Source organism: Haladaptatus sp. HS23, from assembly GCF_056892285.1.
In genome coordinates this window covers 51,740-66,636 of record NZ_JBXGLH010000019.1, presented here as the reverse complement: position 1 = coordinate 66,636, position 14,897 = coordinate 51,740, and the positions used below count along the sequence as shown (strand labels likewise).

10 protein-coding genes are annotated in these 14,897 nt (G+C 51.8%); 4 read left to right on the top strand and 6 right to left on the bottom strand.

What is annotated here, in order from left to right; all coding sequences use genetic code 11:
• Positions 1 to 1,045 precede the first annotated feature (1,045 nt).
• Positions 1,046 to 5,602, bottom strand: a complete 4,557-nt coding sequence (locus AC1XDK_RS27510) for an NACHT domain-containing protein (protein WP_483353211.1) — start codon at positions 5,600 to 5,602, stop codon at positions 1,046 to 1,048.
• 391 nt (positions 5,603 to 5,993) lie between these two features.
• Between AC1XDK_RS27510 and AC1XDK_RS27505 the strand changes: the two genes are divergently transcribed.
• The 3 genes from AC1XDK_RS27505 to AC1XDK_RS27495 all read left to right on the top strand — a co-directional run bounded on the left by AC1XDK_RS27505 (position 5,994) and on the right by AC1XDK_RS27495 (position 7,893).
• On the top strand, positions 5,994 to 6,707 hold the full coding sequence (locus tag AC1XDK_RS27505) for a hypothetical protein (RefSeq protein WP_483353210.1): 714 nt from the start codon (positions 5,994 to 5,996) through the stop codon (positions 6,705 to 6,707).
• Between the two features lie 429 nt (positions 6,708 to 7,136).
• Positions 7,137 to 7,502 (top strand): nucleotidyltransferase domain-containing protein, encoded by a 366-nt coding sequence (locus AC1XDK_RS27500; protein WP_483353209.1) that lies wholly within the window; start codon positions 7,137 to 7,139, stop codon positions 7,500 to 7,502.
• Positions 7,495 to 7,893: a HEPN domain-containing protein gene (locus AC1XDK_RS27495; RefSeq protein WP_483353208.1), complete on the top strand. Its 399-nt coding sequence runs from the start codon at positions 7,495 to 7,497 to the stop codon at positions 7,891 to 7,893. The genes AC1XDK_RS27500 and AC1XDK_RS27495 overlap by 8 nt, the downstream gene beginning before the upstream one ends.
• Positions 7,894 to 8,156: 263 nt before the next feature.
• On the opposite strand, the gene AC1XDK_RS27490 is transcribed toward AC1XDK_RS27495, so the two are convergent.
• From AC1XDK_RS27490 to AC1XDK_RS27480, 3 genes are all read right to left on the bottom strand, one after another.
• The gene (locus AC1XDK_RS27490) at positions 8,157 to 8,846 is read right to left on the bottom strand and encodes a DUF8160 family protein (RefSeq protein WP_483353207.1); all 690 of its coding nucleotides are present in this window, start codon (positions 8,844 to 8,846) and stop codon (positions 8,157 to 8,159) included.
• Positions 8,843 to 9,643 (bottom strand): ParA family protein, encoded by an 801-nt coding sequence (locus tag AC1XDK_RS27485; protein WP_483353206.1) that lies wholly within the window; start codon positions 9,641 to 9,643, stop codon positions 8,843 to 8,845. Before AC1XDK_RS27485 ends, AC1XDK_RS27490 begins: the two co-directional genes overlap by 4 nt.
• A 518-nt stretch (positions 9,644 to 10,161) precedes the next feature.
• Complete coding sequence (locus AC1XDK_RS27480) at positions 10,162 to 11,397, bottom strand: orc1/cdc6 family replication initiation protein (RefSeq protein ID WP_483353205.1); 1,236 nt, start codon at positions 11,395 to 11,397, stop codon at positions 10,162 to 10,164.
• An 880-nt stretch (positions 11,398 to 12,277) separates the two neighbouring features.
• Here AC1XDK_RS27480 and AC1XDK_RS27475 point away from each other — a divergent pair.
• Positions 12,278 to 12,514, top strand: coding sequence for a hypothetical protein (locus tag AC1XDK_RS27475; protein WP_483353204.1), 237 nt, complete (start codon positions 12,278 to 12,280; stop codon positions 12,512 to 12,514).
• Positions 12,515 to 12,571: 57 nt separating this feature from the next.
• Here the strand turns inward: AC1XDK_RS27475 and AC1XDK_RS27470 are convergent, their stop codons facing one another.
• Positions 12,572 to 13,507: an ImmA/IrrE family metallo-endopeptidase gene (locus AC1XDK_RS27470; protein WP_483353213.1), complete on the bottom strand. Its 936-nt coding sequence runs from the start codon at positions 13,505 to 13,507 to the stop codon at positions 12,572 to 12,574.
• A gap of 296 nt (positions 13,508 to 13,803) precedes the next feature.
• Positions 13,804 to 14,814 (bottom strand): DUF6610 family protein, encoded by a 1,011-nt coding sequence (locus tag AC1XDK_RS27465; RefSeq protein WP_483353203.1) that lies wholly within the window; start codon positions 14,812 to 14,814, stop codon positions 13,804 to 13,806.
• Positions 14,815 to 14,897: the final 83 nt, after the last annotated feature.

The window sequence follows — 14,897 nt, the reverse complement described above, 5'->3', positions numbered from 1 at the left end:
GGCACCGATTCCACGTGAAGCGCCAGTTATGATGCATGTTCTATTAGCTGGTATGGTTGACATTGTTCTTCCTTGTACTGAGGTGGAAATGTCTGTGCGGTTGCTCACTTCGAGTCGCTGTGGCCATCAATGGCCGTTTGCGACCGTACCGGTCTGTATTAAATTAGACCCCTCCATCCCCACCGTGTGATCCGTAGCTCAACATTCTAATATATAGGCGTTACCTAATATCGGTAAATATTCACACGCTACGATACAAGGATACTAGAATACCGGATCGATACTGTCTCAGTGTTCGCACGTGTGACTGCGACTTCAACGTGAACTGACCCCGCGGTCAAGCCACCGGGCTTCCTACTTCTACGATGCGCTTTGCATCCACCGTAAGGTAGTAAACGTATTTATTTAATTGTGTTTCCGTACAGTTTATAGATATTTAACAAGTGCCAACTGCTAGCCAGCAAATGCGGCAGAATCGTCTGAGACACTGATGTGACGAGAGAAATCCTTGAACGAATTCAAACGCCAGCTGTAGATGATCACCTTGTATATCTCTGAACCCTCGACTCGGCCACGGCTAACCGGCCAAAAAGAAAGGTGATCGTTTCAATGCCCAATCCGGATCTCGCCGCCCGAGTTTGAGTCTGTCCACGGGCATCCCTATTCGTTCCACCTGGAAGGGGCAAACACAGTCAGGAAAGTTTCTCGCTGGCATTAGTAGGTATTGTGCTTCGTGGAGGGCATCGAGGTGGCCGATTTCACTTCCGCTTACTCCGTTAAGTGGAAGTGACCGGGGTGCTACAACTTTCCATGAAATCTCCCGATAGAACCATACTATCGCACGATATCAGCAATTTGGAGCATCATGAATCACATGTCGCTACATCAAAATTGCAGATCCACCTAGGGAAGTTAGAGACGACCTCCACTAAGCGAACTCGGCTCGATATATTGCTGCCATTAATCATAGCTGGGATTTCTCCTCGCGGTTCTTATTTTGGTCATGACTAGCGGTCGCGGCAGCCCTACCGCTCGAGTTGATAGCCTAGTGACGGTCTTGGTCATCGAATCTGTGGTCGTCGATGATCCGTCTATACTCAGGATGACCTACTTCGAGGAAGCGCTCAGCGACAGTCAAAGCAGTTTCATGACCATCTTCCGCGGCCGTTCGGATGATTGTCCATGACTCGTCGTTGGGTAACAGGGGAAAACCACGTTCATCGGATCGAATCAATGATTCGAGCACTTCGACCGCAGCCTTAGAGGCGGCTAGTGGCTCGTGCCGGTTTTCGGTCGTCTTCTGTTCGAGGTATTCGAGAAGCGTGTGGGTCGAAAAACTACCCCGAATCCCTAGCGCAGCCTCGCAAAGGAGTGGTTTGATGTCAATGAGTGATTGTTCTCTCGGCGCGTACCTGAGGATCTCTACATAGGCACGGAGTTCATCACCTGCGTTGGTAGGTGAGGTGATCGTTTCCATCCTTCGCTCCCAAAACTCGATGACACGTTCCCACCGTTCATGGTGCCCGTCACTGTCCTCGTTTGAGCCGAGAAGGCTATTGAACGCGTTCGCCATATGAACCGCCGCTGACAAACCACCCTCATTTGCGTCGTCAACTACCGTGTCGCCCGCTTTGATCTGCAGTAGTTCCTGTACGAGATCGTCATCAGCATCGACGAATCCCCATGCATATGCGACTGCGATATGCGTGCAAAGCGAACGCAACGACTGGTCATGCTGCTCGAAATTGGCCGTTCGGTGAAGCGAAATAGCGTGTTGGTATTTCGGGGTGAGCAGATCGAACATCGGCTCGTATACCTTCGAGCGGGTGACGTATCCGGACCAAGTCGAGACAAAGTGGGCGCAACTCTCGGGATCATTCCCTGTCGGAAGCAGTTGATCGAGATTCCCCCTGACGACTTCTGAGTCGTACCCATACAGGGTGGGAAGATGCTGCCCAAGCGTGAATCGAACCGTCATTGCATCATCCGTAAGGAGGTCAATAAGCCGTTCGTGAAGAGACTCTACGAGTGCCTCGCTATTGAACGAGTGCTCTTCAATCATCGTGAGCAACCAGATCAATCCAGACGTACCTCTCGTTCGAACACCGGCAGCGCTGATGCGGAGGCTTTCTGTCGTCCGAATAGTGTGCAATTGGTCTTCGCTCGGTGAGACACCTTCAGGATCCGGGTCGTCGGTGAACGCGAGCACGGCCTCTGCCAATAGATCAATATGATTTGCTGCTTCGAACGTACTGCGTGAGTGGCCAATCATAAGCCTGAGAAGATCCGCAGCTGCGCGCCGACAGTCGCGATCCCACTTCTCCTCAATCGGCTCTATGGCAAGAAACCGCTGATACGCGTCTACGACTGAAGACCATTCGGTGACTTCTTCGCTCTCGTGGTCCGACCCAATCATGAGACTAACGACGGCTTCAAAACCGACCTCAACGAGTTCATCCGTGCCAGTACTAACCTCAATGAGCGCAGGCAATTGTGGCAGATACACTCCTTGGTCGTTCAAAATTCGAGCCCGCAGTTCTCCGGTCGGATCAACAGGCATCTCTGATTCAGCATCCTCGAACGCTGCATCGTCGGCGCGCCGTGATGCGCGGACAGCACTTTCTGCGTACTCTATACAGTATTCGATGAAGTCGTCCGAATCCATCTCGTCGAGTTGGACAGCTGGTTCTGACCTCCGATCAGACGACTCGACGAAGAACCCACGTCCGTGTTCGAATTGTACCTCTCCATGGCTGTCACGTAATTCGTCGAACTCGGCACGAGGCTCGGACTCAGGTGGGAGATGGTCATGAATCTGCCATAGTCGTATAAGTTTCCACTTCTCAATATTAGCTTGAATCGCTTGCTGCAACTCCGCTTCGGAGTCCCAATCATATCGTTCTCGAAACGCTTGTTCTCGTTCGTCCCAACCGGGACCGGTCCGAATGTGCTCAATAACCTTCTGCTGATCGCTTTCGGGGAGTTCCGCGAATCCACTACTGAGTAACTGAAGATACTCCGTTCGAAAGCGCGCCGCGTCCTCGTCGGCAGGAGGTCGTAATACGGATCTAATTACTTGCGGTGCGACCGCTGGCTGTCGACTCAACAGGTGGACTGCGATTTGCCAGTACACACCCCCCTTGTCGATATACTGCCGAAGTCGATCCTCGACAGCATCTGGATCTGTCGATATCTGACGCTCGATCGCTTCTTCAAGCGCGGGGATAAGGACATCTTGCAGCTTCCGTGGATTCCAGCGTGCACTCATGAGAGGTCGCCTGAACGCACACTCTGTCTGAATGTCGTTGGTGAAGCGGTCGCTAATGATCTCAAGGCACTGCTGAAGTCGATCCTCTAAGGTATCGATGAACAAGGCACCACAGGCGTCGTATAGATCTTCGAGATGGTCTTCCAGAAGTTGATCAAGTAGCCGAATTTTAATGGGCGCTTCGAGCTTCTGCGAGACAAGTAGTCGTTCACCGTCTTCAGTGGGTTCGGCTTCCTCGACTGGTCTGGTTAGAAGAGATATTACTTGGATTGCCAATTTTCCTTGTTCGATCGAAAGCAGATATTGCACCACCGTTCCCAGCCGATTACGGGTGTTCGACAGTTCGTCGGCTTCGAACTCTTCTATCCACGAAACGACGATCGCACCTAGTGCCGCAGCGTAATCCGATTCGAGTTCGTCTGCCCCTTCGAGCGCGTCGATATACGAGCGGAGGATAGTTGAACTGACCATCTCGGGATCGTACTGTTCCATTGCGTCCAGTACTAACGCCGGGGCTTCGTCAATCGAGCTCGCGATCTGCAAGGCGACAATTCGATCCGACGGCACAAGCAACTCATGATCCAGAATGAACTGTATCCAACGCTGTGAGTCGACTGTTCGGTAAAATCCCCTTCTAAGTGCGTTATTTTGATTGAGTGCCTCGACGACGATTTTTGCTTGAGCTGTCCCCAATCGATCAGGACCTAATCTGCCAGCAGCTTCGACGACTCTTAATCGGGCATAGTACTCGAGTGAAGATCGGCTACTTAGTGCCTCCCGGAGAAACTTCGCTGCTCGCGATTCATCTTTAAGGTAGAGCTTCAGCATCCATCCGAAGACGTCGGCTGCAAGTCGCTGATCAAGACCTGTATCGAGAACTTCCTCCACATAGCGATCCTTCGAAACCAGCCTCCAGGCGAAAAAGTATGCTTGAAGCTGATCGTGTCGAAAGCGATATGTTGCCCCCCAGGCATGCTCGATCGCACGACGGCTGATCAAACGCTGATCGGCTCGGTTAGCGTCTTCGACTTCAAACGTCGTTTTCCCTGCTAACAGGGACTCTCGAGCATGCGTCGTCGCGCGCTCAATCGGAGTCTCATCCCAGTCGTACGGAACGGCTCCGCCTGGCCCGCTTCCCTCCTCATCTAAAGACTGTATGTATGCATCCCATACCTCACGTTCGTTTTCGATGTTCTGAGGCTCAAGCGATTCGTCGGCACTAATCGCATCAATCAGCAAGGACAGAGTGAGGAGATTCTGCCCCAGTTCGATTAGTTCCGGCGCTTGCTCGTCCTCTCCAACTCCAACTCGGCTCAAGACAGCACTGACAGTACCTTCGTCAAGCTCTGAGACGGTGTAAGTAGTGAACGCCGAAGAGTCACGCAGCGACTTGAATTCATGTTGATTTAGATCCCAGTCGCGACATGCGCAAACTACCGTCACGTCATCAAGACCGGCTAAGCTACTGAGCAACCTAGTGAACAGACCTGCAGCGCGCTCAACCCGAATGTTGTCAAGCTGATCGACAATGATCGTGCAGCACCCTGCATTCGTAGCGATCATCCTGAAGACATCGGTAATCGGTTGCCGAAGTCCGAGTTCGCTTTCTAGTTCCCCTCGCGACTCCAGCCGACCATACTCGCGTGCGTCGATGAAGTAGACTGGGCGAACTCCTTCCCAGTGTTCGTACAGATTGGAAAGCACACCAGACTTACCAGCCCCTGCTTCACCGGTGAATAGCACGCTATCACCCCCTTCGACCGCCCGGATGACCTCTTCCTCAACCGGACGGTCGATTCGCGATGTAGTACCGTGCAGCCGGTAGCGATCTGGGTTTGGTGCCATCCGCGAACTAGCATTAGAGAGTTCTTCGAGATCGCCGATGTAGTCTCGATGCAGACGCTCGACAGCATCCTGAACCTTCTCACTAATAGAAGTGAGTTTACGCGCGTACCGATAGAGGACTTGCACGCCCTCCTCGGGACGTCCCTGAGCCATCAAATTCTGTTCGACGAGAGCAAGAAAGTCGGTGATAATTGATTCGTAGTCGACCTCATCTGGAGATCCGCCTTGGTGTCGGTCTGCTAGCGCGTCTGCAAGCAGTGTAACGATCTCGTCGCCGTCCGTGCTAGCGTCAGCAAGCACGTCATCACTGAGTTCAGTTTGGAATACGCCATAGAGATCGTCGTGAGTCAATCCTGCTGGACCAGCGGCGGCAGATGCATCGGCTGCGTCGCTAACAGCCTGCTGGTGATCGACACGACGTCTCAGACCCCCAATACCGCCCTTCGCGACATCGTAGGTGATATTGATTGCGATCGCTTGGGCTATCATTAACTTTGTTTTTCAGTTCATGGTCAATAACTATCACTGATTCGATTGGCTTGTGACAACTAATGACCGGTACTATTCTTACACGAACGCAAATAGAGGCTCCTGCGCCATCCATCTCTCTGCACTGAGAGCACCGGTCTCAACTTCTGCAGCAGCCAGCTTATATTCATCAACCCCTATTTTGAACCCACTATCGCACAGTTCAGTCTGAACTGAACGATACCACTACATGTTGTGAATAGGTCGAGATACTGACTCAAATTTGATGGGCGGCGGTACCGACTGATGCTTGATTCTTCGGATCGTCAGCGTGTAAGAGTGTTCGGTAATGACTATTGACGTTGAGCAACGACTAAATGTTGACTATGGTGAGTGTCGTACCTGTAGCACTATGTCAACGAGCGCCATCGTTCAAAGCAGTACGCGACAAATAGCCATAGAAGTCCTCATCTCAGTCATCTCTGGCGTGCTCCTCGCACAGGTAAGCGGAGAAATCATCCTTGGTGTGGTGTTCGCCTTAGCGTTATTAGTTGTTCTTCACTATCTCATGTCACCAGTCCAGCCAGCTCTCACCATCCTTCCCATCAACCAACAAGCAGCGAACATCTTCCGGAGGGCACTGGTCGGACCGGGTTCAAGTGACACGGACGATTTCAAGACCTATGACGTCCACCTCGATTTCTATCTCTGGTGTGCGGACAGGTCCGAACTGTCGAGTATCGACTTCTGGTATGAACACGGTGGACAGCCATGGAAGATTGATAAAATCGTAAGAATTGAGGGTCAGCGTGTCGATCTCCCGGACCTCCAGAACAATCCACATGTCATAGATGGTGATAGCCCACGCATTGTGATCGTAGGGCTGCTCACGAGCGACGACGAGATCAAAGATTACGGCTACGTTGAGATCAACCTGCGGGTCTCAACTGAGCGCTGGAAAGGGTTTAAAGAAATCGAAGTGCACGGTAAATTAGCGCCTGGCGGAAAATTGGACATCAACGAGATCACGGCGGATGGACGCAGCGTCCCGCTCCGCGAAATGGCGAACTGGCAATGGCTGTCTCATCTAGACGGCCCAATACGCGGCCGACTGGCGAGAGACTAACCAGAATCACTGCCACTCACATCGTCGTTATCTCCTACTCACTTCTACAACAAAAACAGTACAACCGCCTACAACGGTCCCGGAGCTACACCAGCTGTTTAATTCCGTATCATCGCCGCGTTCAAGTGCTTCTATCGCGTTCAGCGTGTCCTCTTGAAAGTCTTCGGTCTATTCAACCCGGATGTGAAGTGTTGCGCTCATGGCCTTGTCGCTGCTGTGTTTTGATTATCGGTAGTTGTTGAATTCACGGAGCAACCGACGATACAAGTCGACCATGCCTGGAAAGTCGATTATTTCGACTGTATCATAACGGAGTGCCTACGGCTGATGACTTCCTATTGAATAAAGGATAGACCCATCATGATCCGTTGTCGCTCTGCACAAGGTACAAGGGGAAATATAAACACCCTGAAACCCGTATCCGAACATATGGGGAAGGAGACTGCACACGAACCGCTGCCGGCCGACGCCCACACCAACGCAGCGGAGGCGTTTGTTGACCGGGCACGGTCCCAGCACAGCGACGAAATCGCTGAGCTGTACGTCTTCGGCTCGACTGTTCGAGGGGAAACCCACGGACGCGCAAGTGACGTTGACGTCCTCATCGTTCTCGCTAACGATACTAACCGCGACGCCATCGCTGACTCACTCCGTGATATCGCCCTCGATGTGATAATCGAATATGGCCCCGCCGTCGAACTCCACATTCTCTCCGAGACTACGTTCGATCGCCACCAGCAAGAGGGAAACCCATTCATCCGCAACGTCGTCACCGAGGGACGCTCGTATGCCTGACGCCAACGACACGGATCCCATCGTCGAACGGGAGTTCCAACAAGCACGGCAAGCACTCGACGATGCCACTAAAGCACAAGACGCCGGGCTCTCGGACGATGCAGTGATCAACCGTCTCTACTACGCTGCCTTCCACTCCGTCCAAGCAGCTCTCTACGACCGCGGGTTCGAACCCACGTCCCACGGCGGTGTTCTTTCCTTGTTCGGCTCGGAAATTATCGCTGCCGGCGATGCCGAACGGCGGGATGGTCGATTCTTCAGTCAACTCTCTGAGTTACGGCAGCAAGCCGACTACGGCTACGACGAACTCAATGAGGATGTCAACGCACTCCATTCACGAACCCAACAGCTTGTCTCCGAGATGGAAGCTCTTTGTACCACCTCGGGCTAACGAGGCTAGACGACGTTCGCATTGACGGGTTCGACAATTCAAAGGGTACTACCGTGAGGGGATCACCCCAGCACGAAGGGCGAAACCTGACGCCGACGTCAATCCCAACCAAGAAATCCTCGTAGAAACAAGTCCCCGACGAAATTGAATCCCAACGGCGACAAGTACTGAACCACTGTTGTCGATGCTTTCGTATGATTGTCGTTGGTCGTCACCGAGTTTGCAAATAGCCTCAAATCAGACTCAGTCAGAGATGGGATGACCTAATCGATGTCAAGTTCTTCTTTAAGCTGTGGGCTGTTGAGACCGGCCCGAAACACAGCGTTGAAGAAATCTTTGTTCTTCGAAAGGTCTTCGCCGTGTGCTTGATAGTATTCCGAGTCGAGTCGCTTGAAAGTCGAAATCATCTCCTCATGGATGCTCTCGTAGAGGTATACGTTCACGTTGTGTAAATCGCGAACTGCAAGCCCTTTCTCTTCAGCATCCAACGCCATTTCCCGAACCGTCGAACCAACCGCCTGTGGCTCGGTGTCTGCTATAGTCTCCGTTTCTGTAGTTACTGACGTATCTGTTGTATCTGTTGTATCTGTTGTATCTGACGTTACTGATTCGCCTTCTGTGGAGTCAATTGTATCTGATGTATCTTCAGTGTCTGAGACTGCAGATGTACCTGATTCATTTTTATCTGAGATATCTGCTGTATCTGCTGTATCTGCCATATCTTCACTGTCTGATTGTTCTTGTGTTTCTGAAGCGCCCGATATCACGTGGGTGTCTGACTGATCTTGTATATCAGAGGGATCTGTAGTATCTGATGTGACTGAGGTATCTGATTGATCCTCATCTGGAGAATCGGTAGTTGATGCAGTCCCAGCACCACCTCCACTTCGGACTTCGTCCATACTCCACATATCCTCCTTCCGACGTTCCAATTCGTCATCGTCATCGCTCATGCTGTCACCTCAGTATTTTTGCGCTCAAGCATCGCTGCAATCTCACTATACGCTTCACGCGCGTCCTCTGTTTTCGCGGGATCATCATGAGTGAAAATCGAGAGTCCGTTGTTCCACGCCCGCCGGATGGCTACGCGGTCAGGGACCTGGAAGACATCATGCGGAGCATCGTTAAAGAACTCAAGCATCTGAGCCGTGTCATTGTTCTTTGTACCCTCGACTGCGTTAATAACTATCCCCAAGATTTCGATCGAGTTGATTTGCCCAGGAAAGCTATTCATCAAATACGAGATTTCCTCGTTCATTTTCTCGACGGCTCTGATCGACCGACGAGTTGGTTCAACGGGGAGAAGTGCTTTTTCGGATGCAATAAGTGCATTATCAAGGATCTGACTGAGATCCGGCGGACAATCGATGAGAATGAAATCGTACTCGTGGTCAAGCGCATCAAATGCGATTTTAAGACGCATTTCGCTATTAGCAACCTGCGTGACGAGCATGTCCTTGAGTGCATCCATCGCCTTGTTTGCAGGGATGACGTCGAACTCCTGGTGTTCACGGATGATCTCGTTAATCTCGTCCGTCCGTGTTGGATCAACCATGACTTGATGAAGTGACGGGATCTTCTTATTATACAGATCTCGAAAACCGGTGCCTTCGGTAAGTGTTCCTTGTGGATCGGCATCAACAAGAAGAACATCAAACCCTCGATCGGCGAGCGCACCACCGACGTTAATTGTCGTTGTTGTTTTTCCAACGCCACCTGCTTGGTTGGAGACAGCGATTATTTGAGTCATGTATCTTCCGTATCTGATGTGACTGACGCCACTAATATAACGTTACGTCAGACATATCTGATGTATCTACCATATCTGGTGTATCTGTTGTATCTGATACTGCTGATGAGAATACTGATTCAGAAGTCGTGGAGAAGCCGAAAATGGTCGAAAACATCCTCACTGAATAGGTTACTGTCGATTTTCGTGATGAACGACCACCGACACCCTCCTTGGCTTCCTAAGCTTTCGTCGGGTCTAATCGCTCTATTCGGAGATTTGCATTAGGTAGGTAGCATCGGACATACTGGTCTTTCCATAGTTTTCACCCTCCGGTGCGTCCGAAGCTAACTTACAAATCAGTGCTATGGAGAAGAGAGGATTAGTATAGAACACACCACTAGGTCCGAAGCTATTGTGCAAATCAGTACACGAATCGACCACTCCACTGTGTCCGAAGCTATTTGGTTTGGATGTGGTACTCGAATTCGGAGAGGATCTATTCACGCGAAAGCCTCGGGGCTTGACCCCAAGTCAGTTTACCTCTCAAGTTTACTGTTGCTTCGTGCCTGCTGCTGCACAGCAGTAACGACGTTCTCAAAACGAGGCTCTTCCTCGAGAACATCGATGACACTGTTCAATGGAATCGAAAGCTCGTATTCGTGATATCGGCCAGCATTGAGCCCTTCATTCCGTTCATACACAGTGACAAGCCCTAACATTGACAGATCCGAAAGGTGAGCACGGACACGGCGCTCAACGATTGTATCCGCATCGATCTTATCAGTGATTGTATTATAGCGAGCGTAGAGGTCACGAGTACGTACTGGTGTCTCGCCTTTCGCCGCATGGCTCGCCAATGAGAGAAGAACGGCGTGCCCTTGCGTAGTGAGTTTCTGCATTCCTTCAATGACTTTTGACTGGTCGAGTTCCTCCTTCGCTCCCCGAACGTGATTTTCGGTGACTTCCTTTTCACTATTATCGGCAGCACGTTTGCCGGCGAGGTAGAGAAGACGGAGTGCTTGCCGAGCGCTGCCAGTATCCTGAGCAGCAAACGCCGAACAAAGAGGGACGACATCGTCATCGAGAACCTCGTCGTAAAACGCTTTATCGACACGAGGATAGAGAATACTATTGAGTTCGTTTGCATCATATGGTGGAAAGAGGATTTCCTCTTCACAGAGTGTGTCGCGTACTTTTGGTGAGAGATTTTCTTTGAACTGGAAATCATTTGAGATCCCGATAACGAGTGGATGGGCGTCTTCAACATACGTATTAGCCCGTGCTCGAGGAAGACCATAGAGGATGTCATCGTCCGAACCGATGTTATCAATCTCGTCGAGGATAATGAGAACCGTTCCACCAATACGATCGAGCTCGTTGTAGAGCATGTTAAAAACGGCTTGCTGACTGTATCCAGTCGTGCTGATTTGATTTTCCGGCGCACGAAATTCATTCACGAGCGCGACGGCAACCTGATATGACGAAGAAAGGTTCTCACAGCCGACCCAGGCAATCGAGAGTTCAACATCATCGTATCGTTCTGCATCTTCTTGGAGATGATCGAGTATATACCGAGTCGCGACGGTTTTCCCAGTTCCCGTCTTTCCATAGACGAAGATATTGGATAGAGGACGGTTGTCGATTATGGGCTGAAGTGCTTGGCGGTATTCTTCAAGTTCTTCCTCGCGCTCGCGAATTTCGTCCGGCTGATATTCCTCATCAAGAACCATCGCGTCGTCGAATACCGACGCGGTTCGCTCGAACATTCCCATGCATGTTGTCTCTCTTTCAGGCATTATAAACCTAAGCGTCCGGAGCGTCCAGTGCTCGTTTCTTTTAAATACACTCCCCCTCCACTACGTCCGATGTTTTTCGTATTACTAGGGGCACCCTTGAGAATGATGCCTTTAGAAGACGAAACATTTAACACTCAATCTATACAACCATACCCGTAATACAGCTAGGAGTTATGGAGATAAGGAGGTGACTCCTCCTTATCGAATTGCGATATGTTGTTGACGTTTCAATGCTTCTCGGTTGTAATCGTCTTAGAGAGGTGTCTGCGTCATTTCGTCACCACTGTTCTCGAAAAGCTCCGGACATAGTGGAGGGGGAGGGGTTTGTTCATACGATACTCATCCCCGTTTAGACAAGCTTCGGACGCGATGGTCCACTGATCAATCCATAGGTTTCGTCAACGAACCTCATCCTGTCACTGGAAAAGCTCCGGACGCAGTGGAGTGTGTCTGACGTGAACCTTGGTTAGCTTCGGACTCTTCGGAGGGGTCTGCCAGCTTTACTTAGATAATTTCGGTTCTTCACGAGGGAATACGAGAGATTAGCGAAATCGTTTGAGTAGTGCGTGTTTAGAAAGTGGCTATCGGTTAGTATATAATACTAACCGATGAGCGCATAGTACGTCGCAACTCGTCTTTGTGAGCCAGCGTTTCACTTCCGCACTATTTGGCTGAACTCTTTATTCATCGCCTTTGAAGAGGAATCTGCAGTCACTGTAACCTAGTGTACGGCGTGGCTCCTGTGCCCCTACCCATCCTGCCACGCCGTTTGTTCCCCTTGTATTCACCACCAACGAGGCGAGTGTCATTTTGTCCCAAGGCTTTACGTCGGTAGTTCCTGTCTTTGATTGTATCGATGATTTCGAATCGGCGATCGCCACTCACACCACTTGCGCAAGAATCGCTTGAGACACTCGCAAACGCATTGCCGAGTGACGGAGAACTCACGTACGAGCAAGCGTACGCAACCCTCAAGGATCGTGAAGAGCTTGAGCAGCCAGCGGCCGAAGATATCATCGAACGACTCTACATGCGGGGCCACATCTACGAAGTCGAAGGAAAGATCCGGCTGACGGATTACCGACCTGAATAGCGAGGATGTCCTCGGTCGCAAAGTCATATTCGGCACTCCAATTCGACGGTGCCAAACTCACTCCCTTCTCTGTTCGACTACCTCAATAATCGTCGCTGCCGTCGTCCGGATTCGTCCAAGTCGATCTTGAATCGCGTCCGAATCATCGTCCTGCCATGCTGCGAGGTAGAATGCTGAGCCACTCGTATCTAATCCGACGTACCGACCGACGATGTACGCGACGGCTTCTGCTTCGACCTCACGTTTCGATCGCTCACACTTATCCTCAACATCGAAGTGCAGCAGTGCGTGCGCGTATTCATGAATCAGTGTCACCGCGAGATCCGCCTGATTTACCCGATCTTTCACTTCGACGATGGGCTGGAGGTCGTACAGACTCCGCTGTTTGCAGACGCCCTTCGCCTTTCCGTGTTCCCAGTCGTCAGCGTCGACGATACGAACCGTCACATCGAGCTCATCAGCTGCATCTTGGAGGGGGGACACGAGATTTTCGGCATTTCCGGTTGCTTCGGTCTCGAGCTCAGGAAGTGGTTCACCCTCTGTTTGAGACACATCGAATACGGCCGTGGGTTTGAATCCGACTAGTCCTTTCGACCACGCTTCAGGTGGTGTCTCATCATATTCACACTCACTTTGCTCGTGGTAGCTCGGTGAGTTCTCGCAGTTGGGACACTGCTTTGTGATGATCGGCGCCCAGATCCAGATTCCGTTCTCGCCTTCCTTCACATGGCGGTCGAACTCAGATCGCCACGTATTGTACCCAGCGACTTTCGTCGCGTTTGGACACTGGAGCGTGATCAAGAGCGTATTCCGATGGGAGTAGTCATGGAATTCCGACTGGACATCTAGCCACTCTTGGAACTGTTGACTCGCTCTTGCCTCGTCAGTCAATGTAGTGAGGTCGTCGATCCAGAGTTCGATCGTGCTGTGCATCTCGTCACGTCGGGTGTCGTAGTCGTCGAACGACACCGCTGAGAAGTCACTCGTCGCCATGAGTTCGTACTGGAGCACTCCACTTCGGACTGCCCCGCACCCTTTCGGGGCCAAAAAACTGCTGTGTCCGAACGAGATACATCGGGCTTCGATCGCTTCTTCAGCACAGACGTGCGTCGGGTTTACAGAAGTCATCCGCCGATTCGGCGCCGCTGTTCGCCGGGAGAATCTACTCAGTGATACGCAATTCGTCGTCGACGGCGTAAAGATATCCGCGGAGCAACAACATTTCGAGCAGATCGTCAGCCTGCCTACTCAAGTGAGTGGCTGGTAGACAGGACACCCCACTCATCGCGTCACCCGGGTGGGAAATACACGCTCTGGTCACCGGCGACCTCCTCCAACTGGTTTCGATGCCGATGCGTGAAGTAACAGTCGTAGCTGCAGTACCCACAAATCATTCCCGTATCGTATTCGGCGACGAACGGCCCACGCTCGGTTGTCCAGACATTCGTCCCGCAGTCGGTACAAGCTGAGTTCTCGAGATCATCCGGTGTCGGTCCATGATAGTCGAGGGCAAATCCATCCGCCTCTGGCGTCGACTCAGGCCAGATGCCGTGTGCTTGCCAGAAATCACGAACACGACTAAGGCTATGGCGGACGGTCTTTCGGATCGTCACATGATCGGCGTTGCGACCACTGTCGTCCCAGCCATCGGACGTCCAGAACTCGCCGAACTGCGCACCTCGATGCAACCCGTTCCAATCCATGCCGACGATGTCAGCCGGTGGATCGCCCGATAGCGTCGGTTGCGTGAGTTGGTCGATGACGGCCAACTGTTTGGGTGGGCTTCCGCCAAGGATGTGGATACGGCGGCCCCGCCAGTCGACCGGATCGGAGAACTCGTGAGCGAGTTTGTCAGCATATCCACGCGAGTAGCCGAGGACAATATCATCTGGAATTGCGTCGATTGCCGCTCGGCATTTCGGGACGATGACGAACTCCGTGTTGGGAACGCTCGCTTCGAGCTCTCGAATCGTGCGAACGTACGTCCGTGCTTCCGCAGCGTCGTAGGCATCGCCGATGACGCCAACCGTGGGTTCGTACTCGAAGACACGGTTGATGTATCGGTCGATATCTGGATTTCGAAAATCGTTGTCGAGCATCCCTATTGGACACTCAAGGACGTCGAATTGCGATTGTTGGTACGTACAGTCCTCGCGAAAGCCAGGGAGGAATCCGAGATGTAATGCGTCCAGTGCGAACGGTACGCGGTGGAGAAATGCTACGTACTCTGCCTGGCGAGCGTCGGTGTACGTTTTTGTAGCACTGTTGCTGGTCGTCGCTAAGGTTTCGTGAATCGACACAGGAGGTCACCTGCGGGACAAGTGCGCCCCGCAGCTCTCACGGGGCGAAAAAACGGGGTCTGTGACTCTTAACCAACACAGGC

What these genes read in the sequence shown, in the direction of transcription:
- AC1XDK_RS27490 (WP_483353207.1), bottom strand. Translation starts at nt 8,846, where the DNA reads ATGAGCGATGACGATGACGAATTGGAACGTCGGAAGGAGGATATGTGG.
- AC1XDK_RS27505 (WP_483353210.1), top strand. Translation starts at nt 5,994, where the DNA reads ATGTCAACGAGCGCCATCGTTCAAAGCAGTACGCGACAAATAGCCATA.
- AC1XDK_RS27480 (WP_483353205.1), bottom strand. Translation starts at nt 11,397, where the DNA reads ATGGGAATGTTCGAGCGAACCGCGTCGGTATTCGACGACGCGATGGTT.
- AC1XDK_RS27470 (WP_483353213.1), bottom strand. Translation starts at nt 13,507, where the DNA reads ATGGCGACGAGTGACTTCTCAGCGGTGTCGTTCGACGACTACGACACC.
- AC1XDK_RS27475 (WP_483353204.1), top strand. Translation starts at nt 12,278, where the DNA reads ATGATTTCGAATCGGCGATCGCCACTCACACCACTTGCGCAAGAATCG.
- AC1XDK_RS27510 (WP_483353211.1), bottom strand. Translation starts at nt 5,602, where the DNA reads ATGATAGCCCAAGCGATCGCAATCAATATCACCTACGATGTCGCGAAG.
- AC1XDK_RS27495 (WP_483353208.1), top strand. Translation starts at nt 7,495, where the DNA reads ATGCCTGACGCCAACGACACGGATCCCATCGTCGAACGGGAGTTCCAA.
- AC1XDK_RS27500 (WP_483353209.1), top strand. Translation starts at nt 7,137, where the DNA reads ATGGGGAAGGAGACTGCACACGAACCGCTGCCGGCCGACGCCCACACC.
- AC1XDK_RS27485 (WP_483353206.1), bottom strand. Translation starts at nt 9,643, where the DNA reads ATGACTCAAATAATCGCTGTCTCCAACCAAGCAGGTGGCGTTGGAAAA.